This window comes from Hydrogenophaga pseudoflava (genome assembly GCF_004353865.1).
GTDB lineage: Bacteria > Pseudomonadota > Gammaproteobacteria > Burkholderiales > Burkholderiaceae_C > Hydrogenophaga > Hydrogenophaga pseudoflava.
On sequence record NZ_CP037867.1, the window covers coordinates 651,880 to 669,761 of the forward strand.

Here is a 17,882-nt window from a genome sequence, read left to right on the forward strand (position 1 = left end):
CACTGTGCCGTTCTAGTGGGGCCTCCCGATGAATCCGATCCGGACACCGTTTTCTGCCATCTCGCGCCTGTCCCTGGCGGGCGTTTGCGGGGCGCTCCTGTTCTTGCTGGCGGCCTGCGGCGGCGCTTCCGACGGTGCCGACGGCCCGGCACCGGCTCGCAGCAAGTCGGCCACGCTGGACGCGTCCGACAGCCCCAAGGCCCAGGGCACGGTGCCGGTCTACCGGTTCTACAACCGGGCCACGGGCGCGCACTTCTACACGGCCAGTGCCAGCGAGCGGGACCGCATCCGTGCCACGCTGCCCGTCATGTCCTACGACGGGCCGGCGTTCGAGGCCAGCCCCGTGGCCGCTGCAGGACTCAGCCCGGTGCACCGCTTCTACAACCGCCAGACCGGCGTGCACTTCTACACCATCAGCGAAGCGGAACGGGCGCAGGTGCAGGCGAACCTGCCGCAGTTCCTCTACGAGGGTATCGCCTACTACGCGAGCACGGTGGCCGGGCCGGGGCTGCGGCCCCTCAGCCGCTTCTACCTGGCGGGCAAGGGCTACCACTTCTATACCGTCACCCCGACCGAGGTGGCCTACCTGCCGCAGTACGCCTACGAAGGCACGGGCTACCACGTCTTCGGCTCCGAGCCGGCCACCATCCGCAGCTACGGCAGCTTTGCACGGGCGGCGCTGGGGCCCGGGGCGCCGCTGTACGGGGCGCTGTCCTTCCCGGCCGACAACCCCTGGAACCAGGACGTGTCGGCCCTGCCGGTGGACCCGAACTCGGACGCGGTGATCGCCAGCATCGGACTGGACACCGGCCTGCACCCGGACTTCGGGTCCGGCTTCTGGGAGGGGGCGCCCATCGGCATTCCCTATGTGGTGGTCTCGGGCGCGCAGGCCCGGGTGCCCATGGTCTGGACCGCGTACGGGGACGAGAGCGATCCGGGGCCGTACCCGGTGCCGGTGGACGCCCCCGTCGAGGGCGGGCGTGCCAGCAACGGCGACCGCCATGTGATCGTGATCGACCGGGACAACCAGCGCCTCTACGAGATCGGCCGGGCGTTCCCGCAGACCGGTGGGGCGTGGTTTGCAGACGTTGGCGCGCTGTTCCACCTGGACAGCAACAACGTGCGGCCGGGCGGCCAGCCGGGCTGGACCAGCGCCGATGCGGCGGGGCTGCCGATCTTCCCCGGCCTGGCGCGCTACGAGGAAGCCGCGCTCGGCCCGGGGGGCATCGCCCACGCGCTGCGCTTCACGGTGCAACGCAGCCGGCGCGCTTACGTGCCACCGGCCACGCACTGGGCGTCGTCGAACACCAGCGCGAACCTGCCGCCCATGGGCATGCGCGTGCGGCTGAAGGCCAGCTACATCATTCCACCGACCTTCAGCACCGAGACCCGGGCGTTGCTCACGGCCATGAAGACGCACGGCATGTTCGTGGCCGACAACGGCAGCAACTGGTATGTCAGCGGCGCACCCGATCCGCGGTGGAACAACGACCGGCTCAACAGCGAGCTGCGCCAGGTCCGGGGGCGGGACTTCGAGGTGGTGCGCATGGACGGGCTGGTCACGCCCTGAGACGCTGACGCTACAGTGGCGGCAGCCTGGGTCCTTCCGCTGCGCCATGTCCATGACCGATTCCTGGGGCTTTGTGCCCGATACACCTGCCGCCGCCGTGCTGGCGGTCGCCCTCGGCTGCGGCCTGCTGGTGGGCATCGAGCGCGAGCGGCGCAAGGGCAGTGGCCCGAACCGGGCGTTCGCCGGTCTGCGCACCTTCGCGGTGACCAGCGTGGCCGGCGCCGCGGCGGCGCTGACGCAGATCAGTGGGCTGGTGGTGGCCGGTGCCCTGCTGGTGATCGGCCTCACCTTGCTGGCCTACCAGCGCGACCGCTCCGACGACCCCGGCGCGACGACCGAGATCGCGCTGCTGCTGACCTACCTGACCGGTGTGCTCTGTGTGTGGAGCCCGCCGCTGGCGGCGGGCCTGGCTGTCGGGTTGACCGCATTGCTGGCCGGGCGCGAGCGCCTGCACCGGTTCGCCCTGCACTGGCTGCGCCCGGGCGAGGTGCGCGATGGCATCGTGCTGGCCGCGCTGGTGCTGATGGCGCTGCCCCTGGTGCCCGACCAGCCGCTGTGGGGCACGCCGCTGAACCCGCACAAGGTGGTGCAACTGCTGGTGCTGCTGCTGGGCGTGCAGTCGGTGGCACACCTGGCGGCGCGGCTGCTCGCGGCGCACCACGCGGTGGCGGTGTCGGCGCTGGCCTCGGGCTTCGTGTCCAGCACCGCCACCATCGCCACCCTGGGGCTGGCTGTGCGCGAGCAGGGCGCCCAGCCCCGCCTGATGGCCGGCGGCGGCCTGCTGTCCTGCGTGTCCACCCAGGTGCAGCTGCTGCTGGTGGCCGCGGCCATGCAGCCGGCCTGGCTGGCGCGGCTGTGGCTGCCGGCGTTGGTGGGGGCCGGGGTGGTGGCGCTGTGGGGCTGGGTGCTGATGCGCGGTGCGCCGACCGATGGCGACGGGCTGGTGGTGTCGTCGCCGCGCATCGAGGGACTGTCCGTGCGCGGCGACGACCGCATGTTCAGCCTGCGCGGCGCCGCGGCCGTGGCCGTGCTGCTCAGCAGCGTGCAGCTGGTGGTGCACGCCCTGCAGCGCTGGCTGGGCGATGCGGGCTTGGTGGCGGGTGCGCTGGTGGCCGCGCTGGCCGACCTGCATTCGGCGCTGGCGGCGGTGTTCTCGGCCACCACGCCGGTGTCGGGGCCGGCCGGCGTGTGGGCGGTGGCGCTGGCCTTGCTGGTGCACGCGGCGAGCAAGAGCATCACCGCCGGGCTCACCGGGGGCATGGCCTACCTGCGCTGGCTGGCGCCCGGCCTTTGGCTGCACACCGGGCTGGTGGCGGCCGGATTGGTGTGGTTCAGCTCTTGACGGGGTCGCGCATGGTCACGAACTCTTCGGCCGCCGTCGGGTGGATGCCGATGGTGCTGTCGAACACCGCCTTGGTGGCGCCGGCCTTCATGGCCACGGCGAAGCCCTGCACGATCTCGCCGGCCTCGGCGCCCACCATGTGCAGGCCCACCACGCGGTCGCTGGCGGTGTCAACGATCAGCTTCATCAGCGTGCGTTCGCTGCTGCCCGAGAGCGTGTGCTTCAGCGCCTTGAACTCGCTGCGGAACACGGTGATCGCGCCGAACTTCTCGCGCGCCTGCGCCTCACTGTAGCCCACGGTGCCGATGCTGGGGTGGGTGAACACCGCGGTGGGAATGAACTCGTAGCCCATGCTGCGCGGCGCCTTGCCGGCGGCGGGGCCGAACAGCTGGTCCACCACCACCATGGCTTCTCCCAGCGCCACCGGCGTGAGCTGCACCCGGTTGGTCACGTCGCCCACGGCCCAGATGCTGGGCACGTTGGTGCGGTAGTGTTCGTTCACGATGACCTCATCTTGCGCGCCCTGGGCCACGCCCAAGGCCTCCAGGCCCAGTCCCTGCACATTGGGCTTTCGGCCGGTGGCGTAGAGCACGGCGTCGGCCATGACAACGTTGCCGCCATCGCACTCCACGCGCAATCCTTCGCCGGTCTTGCGGACATCCACCACATCGGCATTGAGCCGCAGATCGACGCCGGCCTTGACCATCTCGCCGGCCACGAAGTGGCGGATCTCGTCGTCGAAGCCGCGCAGCACCTGTTCGCCCCGGTAGAGCTGGGTGACCTTGGCGCCGAGGCCGTTGAAGATGGACGCGAACTCGCAGGCGATGTAGCCGCCACCGACCACCAGCAGGCGCTGCGGGAAGGGTTCGAGGTCGAACACCTCGTTGGAGGTGATGACATGCTCGCGCCCGGTGAAGTGCGGCACGAAGGGGGTGCCGCCGGTGGCAATCAGGATGTGGGCGGCGGTGAAGGACTGGTGGCCGGGCGAGCCGTCGGCGTTCAGCGTGGCCACGGTGACGGCGTGCGGTCCGTCGATGCGCGCAAAGCCGTTGATGACGGTGACGCCCGCGCCGCGCAGCAGGTTGGCGTAGACGCCGTTCAGGCGCGAGATTTCCTTGGTCCGGTTGGCCTTGAGGGTGGACCAGTTGAAGGTGGGGGCGGCGTCCAGTTCCCAGCCAAAACCGCGCGACTCCTCGAAGGCGTCGTGGTAGTGCGCCGCGTAGCTGTAGAGCTTCTTGGGGATGCAGCCCACGTTGACGCAGGTGCCGCCCAGGCCGTCGGTGCCCAGGGTTTCGGCCAGCGCCACGCGGGCGCCGCGGCCGGCGGCCATGCGGGCGGCACGCACACCGCCGCTGCCGCCGCCGATGACAAAGAGGTCGAAGTCGAAAGAACTCATGGCTTCAGGTGCAGGACAGGAAGCCGGTCAGTGTACGAGGGCACCTCTTGGCACCTTCCGAGCAGGGGCTCTCAGGCGAGGGCGCGCACCTCGTCCTGGGCCATCACGCGCCGCCGCGCCATCTCGCGGCCCATACCGATGGTGTCGATGCCCTTCATGCGCTTCTTCGCCTCCGGGTAGGCGAGCGATTCCTCCAGCAGGATGTGGTCCAGGTACAGCGCCTCGAACACGTCCAGCGCGTGCCGAAGCTCGGCCGGGTCGAACCAGAGGTTGCCGTTGGCGGCCGCTTCCAGGGAAGGGGCGATCTGGATCCAGTTCTCTTCCAGCCAGCCGTGGTCCTGGATCAGGTGTTCGGCCGCCTGAACGACCTCGGCGTCCTGGCTGGCCAGCAGCGCCGGGAAGATGTGCTTTTCTTCGTCCAGGTGGTGCTGGCGCGCCTCGGTATTGAAGTAGTTCAACACGCGGCGGGCCAGCGCCCGGGTGGCCGCGTTCAGCCCGTCGGACTCGATGGCGTCCACCAGCCCGTGCAGCTGCCGCACATGGTCCTGGATGTCCTGGTGGGTGCTGTCGAGAAACTCGAAGATGGCAATGGAGACGGGGGCTGCGCTCATGGGAGACTCCTTGATGGCGTTCAGGCCATTCTGGAGACGCGGCGCCGCCGCCCATTGATCTGCCTCAAGAAATGGCTCCCCCCGCGCCGCCTTCGGCGTCACCCCCTGGGGGCGGCACTGGCGGCCCGGCGAAGCCGGTTCCGCGGTGCCACTGGATCAACTACCCTTCTGTCGTGGGTGCCTCAGTACGTATACACCCCGCGCCCCGTCTTGCGGCCCAGCCAGCCGGCCGCCACCATCTCCTTGAGCAGCGGGGCCGGGCGGTACTTGCTGTCGTTGAACTCGGCCATGTAGACGTTCATCACCGCCAGGCAGACGTCCAGGCCGATCATGTCGGCCAGGGCCAGCGGACCGATGGGCTGGTTGGTGCCCAGCTTCATGCCGGCGTCGATGTCCTCGGGCGTGGCGATGCCCTCGGCCAGCACGAAGAAGGCCTCGTTGATCATGGGCACCAGGATGCGGTTGACCACGAAACCGGGCGCGTTCTTCACCGTGATCGGCGTCTTGCCCAGGGCTTCGGCCAGGGCCTTGACGGCGTCGTGCGTGGCGTCGCTGGTCTGCAGGCCGCGGATGATCTCCACCAGCGCCATCATGGGCACCGGGTTGAAGAAGTGCATGCCGATGAACTTGTCGGCGCGCTGGGTCGCGGCGGCGAGCTTGGTGATGCTGATCGAACTGGTGTTGGTGGCGACGATCACCTCGGGCGCCAGGATGCCGTCGAGCTGCTGCAGGATCTTGACCTTCAGACCCTCGTTCTCGGTCGCGGCCTCGATGACCAGCTGCGCGCCCTTGAGGTCGTCGTAGCTGGTCGAACCTTTGATCAGCGCCAGCGCGGTGGCCTTGCCCTCGGCGGTCAGCTTCTCTTTCTTGATCAGGCGGTCCAGGCTGCCGGCCACCGTGGCCAGGCCCTTGTCCACCGCGGCCTGGGCCACGTCGACCATGACGACGCGGATGCCACTGACGGCGCAGGCCTGCGCGATGCCGTTGCCCATGGTGCCGGCGCCGATGATGCCGACGGTCTGGATGCTGCTCATGTGGGAATCACTCCTGGAAGATGAGGGTAAAGACGGAGGCGCTCTAGGCGGGCCAGCCTACTGCGGCGAAAGGCCCTGTGCTACCTTGCCCCGCATTGTCGCGCAGCGTCCTGCAACGGCATGACAGGCGCGCGACGCCAGGAGTCAACATGTTCGATTACATCGTCGTGGGCGGTGGGTCCGCCGGCAGCGTGCTGGCCGGCCGCCTGAGCGAAGACCCGGCCGTGCGCGTGGCGCTGCTCGAAGCCGGGCCGCCGGACCGCAGCGTGCTGATCCACTGCCCCGGGGGGCTGGCGGTGATGGCCAAGTACCAGCTCAACGGCTGGGACTATTCCACCGTGCCGCAGCCGGGGCTGCACGGCCGGCGGGGCTACCAGCCGCGCGGCAAGGTGCTGGGCGGCTCCAGCTCCATCAACGCCATGATCTATGCGCGCGGCCACGCGCAGGACTACGACGCCTGGGCCGCCGAAGGCAATCCGGGCTGGTCGTTCGGCGAGGTGCTGCCGTACTTCAAGCGCGCCGAGCACAACGAGCGCGGGGCCGACGACTGGCACGGCAGCGGCGGCCCGCTGAACGTGATGGACCTGCGCTCGCCCAACCCGGTGCTGCCGGACTTCGTCGAGGCGGGGCGTCAGGCGGGCTACCCAGTCAACGCGGACTTCAACGGCGCCGAGCAGGAGGGCGTGGGCGTCTACCAGGTCACGCACAAGAATGGCGAGCGCTTCAGCGCCGCCAAGGCCTACCTCACGCCGCACCTGGGGCGCAGCAACCTGCGGGTGATCACCAGCGCGCTCACCACGCGCGTGGTGACGGAACAGCGGGGTGGGCGCCCCGTGGCGGTGGGCGTCGAATACCGGCCCGATGGCGGCCGCGGCGCGCCGCAGACCCTGGCCCTGAACCCGGGTGGCGAGGTGCTGCTGAGCGCCGGCGCCTTCGGTTCGCCGCAGCTGCTGATGCTCTCGGGCATCGGGCCGACCGCGCACCTGTCGGAACATGGCGTGGCCGCGGTGCACGAACTGCCCGGCGTGGGCGGCAACCTGCACGACCACCCGGACGTGGTGATGGTGGTGAACGCCCCTCGTTTGACTTCACTGTTCGGCATCTCCCCGAGCGGCATCGCCGACATGGTCAAGGGCGTCTTCGAGTGGCGCAGCCGCCGCAGCGGCATGCTGACCACCAACTTCGCCGAGGCCGGCGGCTTCATCAAGAGCTCACCCGAGGAGGCGATTCCCGACCTGCAGCTGCACTTCGTGGTGGGCAAGCTGGTGGACCATGGCCGCAAGACCGTGCTGGGCCATGGCTATTCCTGCCACGTCTGCCTGTTGCGCCCGAAGAGCCGGGGCACGCTGCGCCTGGCCAGCAGCGACCCGCAGGTGGCGCCGCTGATCGACCCGGCTTTCCTGCAGGACCCTGACGACGTGGCGCGGCTGGTGCTGGGCTTCAAGCGCATGCGCGCCCTGCTGCAGCAGCCGGCCCTGGCGCGCCATGGCGGCATCGAATCGGCCGCCTCGCGCGACGCGCAGAGCGATGCCCAGATCGAGCAGTTCGTTCGCCACCACGCCGACACCATCTACCACCCGGTCGGCACCTGCCGCATGGGGCCGGACCCGGCGGCGGGTGCCGTGGTCGACGCTCGGCTGAAGGTGCACGGCGTGGACGGGCTGCGCGTGGTCGATGCGTCGGCGATGCCCAGCGTGGTCGGCGGCAACACCAATGCGCCGGTGATCATGATGGCTGAGAAGGCCGTGGATATGATTCGCGACGACCGCCGGGCCGCCGTGGCCTGAACCCGCAGGAGCGAACATGATTCTTGAACACGCCGACATCCGCATCGACCCCGCCAAGGCGGCCGACTTTGAAGCCGCGATCCTGCGCGGGGCCAGCACCGTGATTGCCCAGGCCAAAGGCTTTCAGGGCTTCAAGGTCAACCGCAGCATCGAAAGCCCGGGCCGCTACATCCTGAACATCTACTGGGACACGCTGGAAGACCACACGGTGGGTTTCCGCCAGTCGCCGGCCTTTGCCGAGTGGCGCAGCATCGTCGGCCCGTTCTTCCTGCAGCCGCCGGTGGTCGAGCACCTCGAACTCGTAGGCAAGAGCTGAAAGACAACGCATACGGAGCGCGTGCCTGCTCCAGTGATGCGGAGGAACCGGCTTCGCCGGGCCGCTCGCATCGCCCCCCGGGGGGTGACGCCGAAGGCGGCGCGGGGGGAGCCTATTTCTTCCGCATCAGCGTCGACTTGCCGAACAGGCTCTCGATCAGGTCCACCGCCAGCTCGGCGGTGCGGTTGCGCACATCGAGCGCCGGGTTGAGTTCCATCACGTCCAGCGAGGCCAGGCGCCCCGTGTCGGCGATCATCTCCATGCACAGCTGGGCCTCGCGGTAGGTCGGGCCGCCGGGCACCGTGGTGCCCACGCCGGGCGCGATCTCCGGGTCGAGGAAGTCCACGTCGAAGCTCACGTGCAGGTGGGTGTTCTCGTCCATCCCCATCAGCGCCTGCTCCATGGTGTGGCGCATGCCCATCTCGTCGATGTAGCGCATGTCGAACACTTCCAGACCCACCTCGTGCACGAAGCGCTTTTCGCCCGGGTCCACACTGCGGATGCCGATCTGGCGCACCACGTCGGGCGTGATGGCCGGCGTGTGGCCGCCGATGCCGGTGAGCTCGGCCGGCCCGTGGCCGCACAGGCAGGCCACCGGCATGCCGTGGATGTTGCCGCTGGGGGTGAGTTCGGCGGTGTTGAAGTCGGCGTGCGCGTCCAGCCAGAGCACGCGGAGCTGCTTGCCCGTTTCGCGGCAGTGGCGGGCCACCGCGCTGATGGACCCCATGCCCAGGCAGTGGTCGCCCCCCAGCACGATGGGCAGACGGCCCCGGGCGAGTTCGGTGTGTACGGCGTCGTGCAGCGCGGTATTCCAGGCCACCACCTCGGGCAGGTGGCGGTAACCGTCGACCGGCGGTTGCCAGGGGTTGGACGGGCCGCCCAGGTTGCCACGGTCGATCACCTGCAGGCCGTGGCTCTCCAGCACCGCTTGCAGGCCGGCCACGCGCAGGGCCTCGGGCCCCATGGAGGCGCCGCGCGCGCCGGCGCCGATGTCGGTGGGAACGCCAATGAGGCTGACGGGTAGGTTCATGGTCGGTTCGCTGATGGAAGACGGGTCAGTGTAGGAACGGCGGCGGGACGTTCAAGCAGGCTTTCCCGCATTCAGGCCAGAGGCAGTTCGATTTCGAAGCGCGCACCCTGGCCGGGGGCGCTCTCGGCGCGGATCGTCCCGCCCATGCGCTCCACGGCCTTGAGCACCAGGGCCAGGCCGATGCCGGTGCCCGGGATCTGGTCCTGCCGGTGCAGGCGCTGGAACATGCCGAAGATGCGGTCGTGGTGCTTCATGTCGAAGCCGATACCCTGGTCGGTCACGCTCAGCAACACCCGGTCGCCGCGGATTTGCGCCTCGATGCGGATGTGTGGCGCCTGGCCCGCGGGCGTGAATTTGAGTGCGTTGTCGATCAGGTTGCGCAGCACGATGGCCAAGCCCTTGGGGTCGGCCTGCACCTGGAGGTCGTCGGGCACCGACGTCTCCAGCACGCCCTGGCGGGTTTCGAGCTCGTCGCGGAACGGCGTCGCCACGTCCCGCACGCACGCGGCCAGACCCACCGGCCCGATCTGCTCCGTCATCTGCTGCAGCCGGGAGTAGGCCAGCAGGTCGCTGACCAGGCGCGACATGTGCAGCGTCGCGCGCTGGATGCGGCGCAGGTAGTCGCGGCCCTGCTCGTCCAGCTGCTGCGCGTGCTCTTCCAGCAGCAGGGCGCTGAACCCTTCGATGCCGCGCAGCGGCGTGCGCAGGTCGTGCGAGGCCGAGTAGGTGAAGGATTCCAGCTCGCGGTTGACGACCTGCAGCCGCTGCACGCTGTCGTGCAACTGTTGGGTGCGCTCCTGCACCTTCTGTTCGAGCTGCTCGGCCAGCTCGCGCAGCCGGGCCTGTGCGCGGCTGCGTTCCTGCAGGTTGACCAGCATCTGTGCGAACAGCTTGAGCAGCGTGATTTTTTCCTCGTCGTACTCGTGCGTGCTGCGGACCGAGTCCAGGCCCACGTAGCCGAGGCAGCCGTCCTGCCCTGTCAGGGGCAGGGTCATGAGACTTCGGATGCCCTGGGCCATGATGAGGTCCTTGAGCGGGCTTTCGGGCAGGGCCTGCACATCGGGCACATAGACCATCTCGCCCCGCTGGTGGGCCGCCTCCCAGTCCTGGGCCCGGCCCATCGGCAGGTTCTGCAGAAAGGCCTGCCCGGAGGCAATGCCCTCGGCGCACCACTCGTGCGTGTTGGAACTGGTGCGGGTCTGGAAGTCGTAGGCGAACAGGTAGGCGCGGTCTGCGGCCACGAAGCTGCCCAGATCGCCCAGCGCTTCCAGAATCGCCTGGTCCATCTGCTGCAGCGGCAGGTTGATGAAGCGGCTGGCCAGGCGGAACAGCAGCAGCACAAAGTCGTTCAGGTGCTCCCGCTCGCGCTGAACCTGCTGCTGCTCGGTGGTGTCGCGGACCAGGAACATGCACTGGTTGCCACCCGGCAGCCAGGCCAGGCGGGCGTTGAAGTAGTGGGCGCCATCGGCCATCTCGATGCTGTAGTCCAGCTCCTGCAGCCCGTCGGTGCGCGCCCTGGTCATGGCTGCATGCATGGTGGCTGCGAGCGGCGCGGGCATGATCTCGCGGATGGTGCGGCCCAGGAACTCCTCGGGCCGGCGATAGAGCTGGTCGGCGCCTGCCTGGTAGAACACGAAGCGCTCCTGGGCGTCCACCACAAACAGCATGTCCCGGAGCACGTCGAAGACCTGCTTGAGGGTGGCGTCGCGTTCGCGTGCGGTGGCCTCGGCCTCCCGCAGATCAGTCACGTCCAGGCAGGAGCCGACGTAGCCGATGAAGCGCTGGTCGGCGTCGTAGCGGGGCCTGGCCTGTTCGTGCACCCAGCGGTACACGCCGTCGTGGCGGCGCAGGCGGTATTCCATGCTGTAGGGCCGGCGCGCATCAAAGCTCTCGTCGAAGATCTTCTCGCAGCGGTCCCGGTCCTGCGGATGCAGGTCCTCCAGCCAGAAGGTCTCGCATTCGGTGGCCAGGTCGCGGCCGGTGAAGTCGAGCCAGGCCTGGTTGAGCCAGTCCGGGTGTTTCTGGTCGTCCACGGTCCAGGCCAGACCGGCCGAGGCATTGGCCACCGTGTCCAGGTGTTTGAGGGTTTGACGCTGCGCTTCTTCCAGTGCCTTGCGGTCGGTGATCTCGAAGGTGGTGCCCGCCATGTAGGTCACCCGGCCCATGGCGTTGCGCAGGCCGCTGCCCCGGGTGTCGAGCCAGCGCACCCGGCCCTGGGAGTCGACGGCACGGAACTCGATGCGGAAATCGGCCTCGCCCCGGAGGAAACGGAGCAGGGTCTCGCGCACGCGTCGGCGGTCCTCCGGATGGATCAGCCCCACGACGACCTTCTCCATCTGCTCTTGCGCAGGAGGCTGATACCCCAGGTTCAGGAAGAACTCGTCGCTGGGCAGTATGAGGTCGCGCAGGAAGTCGCGTTCCCAGACCTGCCCATGTGAGGCGGCCAGCCGGAATCGCTGCTCGTTGCGCTTGAGCGCCCGCTGGTCCCGCTCCAGCTGGGTGACGTCGCGGAACATCAGCAACAGGCAGTCACCGCCGTCCCGCTGCACCCGTTCAGCGCTGTAGCGCACATGGATCAACTGGCCGTCGGCCCGGTGGCTGCTGCCCTCGACATCGCGCACCTTCTCGCCATGCTCCAGGGCATCGATCAGGCTCTGGTGGCGGATGGCGGAGTTCCAGAGCCCCAGACCGGCCGAGGGCTGACCGATCAGCTGTTCGCGTGATCGCCCGAACAGTTCGCAGAAGGTGTCGTTGACCAGCAGCAGTCGGCCGCTGTGCCACTCGCTGAGCGACATGGCCTCGGGGGCGGCCTGGAAGGCGGTCTCGAAGAGCTGTTGCGCGGAGTGCCGCAAGGCTTCCGCTTCATGGCGCTCGGTGATGTCGCGCGTGATGACCAGGACGGTGGGGGCTTCGCCGGCCGGCGCAGGCTCCCGGCGGGCCTGGGACTCCCAGTGCCTCATGCCGCCGGGTCCCGGGTGGCTGAAGTAGAGTGTCTCGGCCTCCCCGCTGGCCAACACCCTTTGCAGGCAGGCGGTCCACAGCGCTTCGTTGTCGGGGGAGCCGCCCAGGGCGCTGATGGGGCGGCCGATCAGTGCACCGGGGTTCAGCCCGGTCGCCACTTCGATGGCCGGGTTGGCATACAGCACGCGACAGGCGCTGTCGTAGCGCACGACCACATCGGGCATGTGGTCGGTCAGGGTCTGCAGATGGTGCTCGCTGCGGGCCAGTGCGCGCATCGAGCGGTGCAGGCGCCACGCGCCGTAGGCCATGGCTGCGGCCACCAGCAGGGTGAGGCCCCAGGCCAGCGGCAGGATGGTCCGCCAGCCGGTCAGCACGCTGTCGACCGACAGGGCGTACACCAAGACCACGCGGTCGGCCTCGCCGCCGAGGCGCTGGTAGCCGACGATGCGTTCCACGCCGTCGAGCATGGCCGCGGCCCGGAACACACCGCCGGGCTGGTGGTCGAGCGCGGTGGCCACATGGCCGCGGAAGCTGCGACCCTGCTCCTCGGCCACCATGGGATGGCGCACCAGCAGCGTGGTGGCCCCGTCGGGCTCCAGCCGGAACAGGCTCATGCTGTCGCCCTTGGGCAGGCCTTCGGATTCGAAGCGCCCCAGAAGGGCGTCTCGTGGCAACCACAGCTCGTAGGTCTCGGGGGCACCGGCCCCCGGCTGGCGCCACAGGAAGGGCAGCACCCAGCGCCCGCCTTCCTGGCGGGCCAGCTCCGGCACCCACGCCCGTTCGGGAATGGCGGGGGCGGCCCGGTCGCCGGGGGGGCGGCGGTGCAGTTCGAACGGCAGGCTCAGAGAGTCCACCAGGGGGCGGTGGTCTCCCAGCAGATTGCGCGGCTGCAGCCCAGACGAGGGGCGGCTGGCCTCTATGGCGGCACGACCCATCCGGAGGGACTGGTCGAGTTCTGCGGCCAGGCGCCGGACCTCCCGCTGCGCCCGCGCCTGGGCGAGATCCAGGGCCGCGTCCCGCTGGGCCAGCAGCAGGACGGTGACCAGCGCGACCAGCAGGCCAATGGACACGAGCACCAGCGCCACCAGCCCCCAGGGTCGGGAATCGCTGCGGAACGGGGGGGTGGTCGGCTCGCTGGGTGAGGCCATGAAAGGGTGGGTTGCTGTGCGTGGACCCAGATGGGTCACAGGGAGTCTAGCAACCCGGACCCGGGCGGGCGATCACATGTTCCGGCGGTACTGTCCACCCACCTCGAACAGCGCGCTGGTGATCTGGCCCAGGCTGCAGCAGCGCACCGCGTCCATCAGCACCTCGAACACGTTGCGGTTCTCGATCACCGCCTGCTTCAGCCGCGCCAGCTGGACCGGGGCCTCGTGGGCGTGGCGCGCGTGAAAGTCGGCCAGGCGCTGCAGCTGGCTCTGCTTTTCTTCCTCGGTCGAACGCGCCAGCTCGATGGACTCGGGCACCGGATCGCCCTTGGGGTTGCGGAAGGTGTTGACGCCGATGATGGGGTACTCGCCGGTGTGCTTGAGCATCTCGTAGTGCATGCTCTCTTCCTGGATCTTGCTGCGCTGGTAGCCGGTCTCCATCGCGCCCAGCACGCCGCCGCGTTCGGCGATCTTCTCGAACTCGGCCAGCACGGCTTCTTCCACCAGCTCGGTCAGCTCGTCGATGATGAAGCTGCCCTGGTTCGGGTTCTCGTTCTTGGCCAGTCCCCACTCGCGGTTGATGATGAGCTGGATCGCCATCGCGCGGCGCACCGAGTCTTCGGTCGGCGTGGTGATCGCTTCGTCGAAGGCGTTGGTGTGCAGCGAGTTGCAGTTGTCGTAGATCGCGATCAGCGCCTGCAGCGTGGTGCGGATGTCGTTGAACTGGATTTCCTGCGCGTGCAGGCTGCGGCCGGAGGTCTGGATGTGGTACTTGAGCTTCTGGCTGCGTTCGTTGGCGCCGTACTTCTCCTTCATCGCCACCGCCCAGATGCGGCGCGCCACGCGACCCAGCACGGTGTACTCCGGGTCCATGCCGTTGCTGAAGAAGAACGACAGGTTGGGCGCGAAGTCGTCGATGTGCATGCCGCGCGCCAGGTAGGCTTCGACGAAGGTGAAGCCGTTGGACAGCGTGAAGGCGAGCTGGCTGATCGGGTTGGCCCCGGCTTCGGCGATGTGGTAACCGCTGATCGAGACCGAGTAGAAGTTGCGCACGTCGTGGTGCACGAAGTACTCGGCGATGTCGCCCATCACCTTGAGCGAAAACTCGGTGCTGAAGATGCAGGTGTTCTGGCCCTGGTCTTCTTTCAGGATGTCGGCCTGCACCGTGCCGCGCACATTGGCCAGCACCCATTCGCGGATCTTGGCGGCTTCGGTGTCGGTGGGCTCGCGGCCGTTCTCGGCCTTGAACTTTTCCAGGTTCTGGTCGATGGCGGTGTTCATGAACATCGCCAGGATGGTCGGCGCCGGGCCGTTGATGGTCATGGACACCGAGGTCGTCGGGTTGCACAGGTCAAAGCCCGAATACAGCACCTTCATGTCGTCCAGCGTGGCCACGTTCACGCCGCTGTTGCCCACCTTGCCGTAGATGTCGGGGCGCAGGTCGGGGTCGTTGCCGTAGAGCGTGACCGAGTCGAAGGCGGTGGACAGGCGCTTGGCCGGCAGGCCTTCGCTGACCAGCTTGAAGCGGCGGTTGGTGCGGAAGGGGTCGCCTTCGCCGGCGAACATGCGGGTCGGGTCCTCGCCCTCGCGCTTGAAGGCAAACGTGCCCGAGGTGTAGGGGAAGCTGCCCGGCACGTTGTCCAGCATCAGCCACTTGAGGATCTCGCCGTGGTCTTCGTACTGCGGCAGCGCCACCTTGCGGATGGTGGTGCCGGACAGCGACTTCGTGGTGAGCGCGGTGCGGATCTCCTTGTCGCGGATCTTCACCACGTACTCGTCGCCCGCGTAGGCCTTCTGCATGTCGGGCCACTGGGCCAGCAGCTTGCGGGCCGCCGGGTCCTGCTGCAGCTCGCGGGTCTGCGCGAGGTCGATGGCAGCCTCGGAGGCCTTGGGCCGGTTGGGCTTGTCCACCGCCAGCATCGCGGCGGCGGCGCGCAGCTGCTGGATCTCGCGCGCCAGCTTCGCCTGTTCCCGAGCCTTCTTCTTGTAGCCGCGCACGGTGTCCGAAATCTCGGCCAGGTAGCGCGTGCGCGCCGGCGGCACGATGGGCGTCTGGTTGGTGCTGTGGCGAACGTTCACCAGCGGCAGTTGGCCGTCGGATAGCTTCAGTCCCTTCTCGATCAGCCGGGCCTTGAGCGCCTGGTAGAGCGCGGTCACGCCGTCGTCGTTGAAGCGCGCGGCCATGGTGCCGAACACCGGCATCTGGTCGGGCATGACGGTGAAGGCTTCGCGGTTGCGCTGCACCTGTTTGGCCACATCGCGCAGCGCGTCGGCCGCGCCCTTGCGGTCGAACTTGTTGATCGCCACGAACTCGGCGAAGTCCAGCATGTCGATCTTTTCCAGCTGGCTGGCGGCACCGAACTCGGGCGTCATCACGTACATCGGAATGTCCACGTGCGGCACGATGGCCGCATCGCCCTGGCCGATGCCCGAGGTCTCGACGATGATCAGGTCGAAGCCCGCCACCTTGCAGGCCGCCACCACGTCGGGCAGGGCGGCGCTGATCTCGCTGCTGGTGTCGCGTGTGGCCAGGCTGCGCATGTAGATGCGCGGGCCCTTCTGCCAGGGCGTGATGGCGTTCATGCGGATGCGGTCACCCAGCAGGGCGCCGCCGCTCTTGCGGCGGCTGGGGTCGATGGAGATCACCGCCACGCGCAGCGCGTCGTCCTGGTCCAGGCGGATGCGGCGGATCAGCTCGTCGGTGAGCGAGGACTTGCCGGCACCGCCGGTGCCGGTGATGCCGAGCACGGGCACGGTCTTGCCGGTCGCTGCGGTGCGCATGGCCTCGACCAGCGCGGCGTCGGCCTTGCCGTTCTCCAGCGCCGTGATGAGTTGCGCCAGCGCGCGCCAGTTCATCTCGCCATGGCCCTCGATAGCCTCGATCGCCTTCGGTGCATAGCCGCTGATGTCGCGGTCACAGCGCATCACCATCTCGCCGATCATTCCCTGCAGGCCCATGCGCTGGCCGTCTTCGGGGCTGTAGATCCGGCCCACGCCGTAGGCGTGCAGCTCGCGGATCTCGGCCGGCACGATCACGCCGCCACCGCCACCGAACACCTGGATGTGCTCACCGCCGCGCTGCTTGAGCAGGTCCACCATGTACTTGAAGTACTCGACGTGGCCGCCCTGGTACGAACTGATGGCGATGCCCTGCACGTCTTCCTGCAGCGCGGCCGTGACCACGTCGTCCACCGAGCGGTTGTGGCCCAGGTGGATCACCTCGGCGCCCATGCCCTGCAGGATGCGCCGCATGATGTTGATGGCGGCGTCGTGGCCATCGAACAGGCTCGCGGCGGTGACAAAGCGCACCTTGTTCGTGGGGCGGTAGCTGGCCAGGGCCTTGAAGTCGGCGGACAGGTCGGTCATGGTGGGGTCTCTCTCGGGTGGTCTTGTCGGGATGAGCGGTCATTCGACCCGCAGCCCCTTGAGGGCCGGGTCTTCGGGAGGAAAGCGCAGGTCCAGCGCCTGCAGCGTGTCGCGCACGATGGTCGCGATCATCAGGTTGCGGTGCGTCTTGCTGTTGGCGGGCACCACGGTCCAGGGCGCCCAAGCGGTCGAGGTGGCTTCGAGCAGGTCCTCGTAGGCCTTCTGGTAGTCGGTCCACTGCTTGCGGACCTCCAGATCACCCAGGCTGAATTTCCAGTGTTTGGTGACGTCGTCCACCCGCTCCTGCAGGCGCTCGCGCTGTTCGTCGAAGCCGATGTGCAGCATGAACTTCAGCACCACGGTGCCGGTCTCGGCCAGCAGGCGCTCGAAGTCGTTGATGTGCTGGTAGCGCTGCTTGGTCTGCTCCGGCGTGATCCAGCCGTTGACCACCGGCACCAGCACGTCCTCGTAGTGGCTGCGGTTGAACACGGTGATGTGGCCCGCGGCCGGCACCTGCTGGTGGATGCGCCAGAGGTAGTCGTGCGCGCGCTCGGGCTCGGTGGGCGCTTTCCAGCCCACGGTGTGCACGCCCAGCGGGCTGGTCTGGCCGAACACGCCGCGGATGGTGCCGTCCTTGCCCGAGGTGTCGGTGCCCTGCAGGATCACCAGCAGCTTGTGCCGGCCATCGGCGTAGAACAGGTTCTGCAGCCCGTCGATCTCGCGCGCCAGGGCCAGCACCCGGGCCTGGTCCTCGGCCTTGCTGCCCTTCGAGAAGGGCTTGTCCCCAGGGTCAAAGTCCTTCAGCCGAACCTGGCGCCGGCCCGGCCCGACCTGCCACCGGGCCCAGGGGCTGTCCGCCGGTGCGTGCAGCGCCTGAAAAAGCGCCTGGTCTTTGCCGTTCCGGGTGTTCATGAAGATGTCCGTATGGTTGATTGACGTTTACGTAAACGTAAATTCGAATGTTAACGCAGGCTGCCCGGATACACCATGGGGGAAGCCCGCCCAGGCCTGGAAGCCTAGAATCTTTCGGCCGTCGCCCAGAGAGAAAGAAACCGATGCCCACCGTCCACGACCCCGAACGCAAACGTGCCCTGGTGCTGCGCCTCAAGCGCGTCGAAGGGCAGTTGCGCGGCATCCAGAAACTGCTGGAGTCCGACGCCGACTGCGAGACGGTGGCCCAGCAGCTGTCCGCCGCCCGCAAGGCCCTGGACAAGAGCTTCTTTGCCATGGTCGGCTGCGTGATCGCCCAGGGCGACGTGCCGCCCGACGACGTGGCCGACATGCTGGCCCGTTTTTCCTGACCCACCGCCCTTCAGGTCCT

12 protein-coding genes are annotated in these 17,882 nt (G+C 68.6%); 5 read left to right on the plus strand and 7 right to left on the minus strand.

Going from position 1 to position 17,882, the window contains the following annotated elements; all coding sequences use genetic code 11:
* The first annotated feature begins 28 nt into the window (after window positions 1–28).
* On the plus strand, window positions 29–1,570 hold the full coding sequence (locus HPF_RS23830) for a hypothetical protein (protein WP_243721670.1): 1,542 nt from the start codon (window positions 29–31) through the stop codon (window positions 1,568–1,570).
* A 52-nt stretch (window positions 1,571–1,622) separates the two neighbouring features.
* Window positions 1,623–2,912 carry an MgtC/SapB family protein gene (locus HPF_RS03325; RefSeq protein WP_133155740.1) on the plus strand — a complete coding sequence of 430 codons (1,290 nt, stop codon included), beginning with the start codon at window positions 1,623–1,625 and terminating at the stop codon, window positions 2,910–2,912.
* Here HPF_RS03325 and gorA read toward each other — a convergent pair.
* The 3 genes from gorA to HPF_RS03340 all read right to left on the minus strand — a co-directional run bounded on the left by gorA (window position 2,902) and on the right by HPF_RS03340 (window position 5,953).
* Entirely contained in the window at window positions 2,902–4,308 is a 1,407-nt protein-coding gene (gorA, locus tag HPF_RS03330; protein WP_133155741.1) for a glutathione-disulfide reductase, read from the minus strand. The two genes, HPF_RS03325 and gorA, sit on opposite strands and share 11 nt — an antisense overlap.
* 71 nt (window positions 4,309–4,379) lie before the next feature.
* Window positions 4,380–4,919: a hemerythrin domain-containing protein gene (locus HPF_RS03335; protein ID WP_133155742.1), complete on the minus strand. Its 540-nt coding sequence runs from the start codon at window positions 4,917–4,919 to the stop codon at window positions 4,380–4,382.
* A 182-nt stretch (window positions 4,920–5,101) separates the two neighbouring features.
* The gene (locus tag HPF_RS03340) at window positions 5,102–5,953 is read right to left on the minus strand and encodes a 3-hydroxybutyryl-CoA dehydrogenase (protein ID WP_066153818.1); all 852 of its coding nucleotides are present in this window, start codon (window positions 5,951–5,953) and stop codon (window positions 5,102–5,104) included.
* Window positions 5,954–6,102: 149 nt separating this feature from the next.
* Between HPF_RS03340 and HPF_RS03345 the strand changes: the two genes are divergently transcribed.
* Complete coding sequence (locus HPF_RS03345; protein WP_133155743.1) at window positions 6,103–7,740, plus strand: GMC family oxidoreductase; 1,638 nt, start codon at window positions 6,103–6,105, stop codon at window positions 7,738–7,740.
* A 16-nt stretch (window positions 7,741–7,756) separates the two neighbouring features.
* Complete coding sequence (locus HPF_RS03350; protein WP_066153812.1) at window positions 7,757–8,056, plus strand: antibiotic biosynthesis monooxygenase family protein; 300 nt, start codon at window positions 7,757–7,759, stop codon at window positions 8,054–8,056.
* A 112-nt stretch (window positions 8,057–8,168) separates the two neighbouring features.
* On the opposite strand, the gene rocF is transcribed toward HPF_RS03350, so the two are convergent.
* The 4 genes from rocF to HPF_RS03370 all read right to left on the minus strand — a co-directional run bounded on the left by rocF (window position 8,169) and on the right by HPF_RS03370 (window position 17,473).
* The gene (gene rocF, locus HPF_RS03355) at window positions 8,169–9,086 is read right to left on the minus strand and encodes an arginase (RefSeq protein ID WP_133155744.1); all 918 of its coding nucleotides are present in this window, start codon (window positions 9,084–9,086) and stop codon (window positions 8,169–8,171) included.
* Between the two features lie 71 nt (window positions 9,087–9,157).
* Window positions 9,158–13,195, minus strand: coding sequence for a PAS domain S-box protein (locus tag HPF_RS03360; protein WP_133155745.1), 4,038 nt, complete (start codon window positions 13,193–13,195; stop codon window positions 9,158–9,160).
* 72 nt (window positions 13,196–13,267) lie between these two features.
* Window positions 13,268–16,561 (minus strand): fused isobutyryl-CoA mutase/GTPase IcmF, encoded by a 3,294-nt coding sequence (gene icmF / locus HPF_RS03365; protein WP_133155746.1) that lies wholly within the window; start codon window positions 16,559–16,561, stop codon window positions 13,268–13,270.
* 39 nt (window positions 16,562–16,600) lie between these two features.
* Entirely contained in the window at window positions 16,601–17,473 is an 873-nt protein-coding gene (locus HPF_RS03370; protein ID WP_133155747.1) for a PPK2 family polyphosphate kinase, read from the minus strand.
* A 143-nt stretch (window positions 17,474–17,616) separates the two neighbouring features.
* On the opposite strand from HPF_RS03370, the gene HPF_RS03375 reads away from it, so the two are divergent.
* The gene (locus HPF_RS03375) at window positions 17,617–17,862 is read left to right on the plus strand and encodes a metal-sensitive transcriptional regulator (RefSeq protein ID WP_066153800.1); all 246 of its coding nucleotides are present in this window, start codon (window positions 17,617–17,619) and stop codon (window positions 17,860–17,862) included.
* Window positions 17,863–17,882 lie beyond the last annotated feature (20 nt).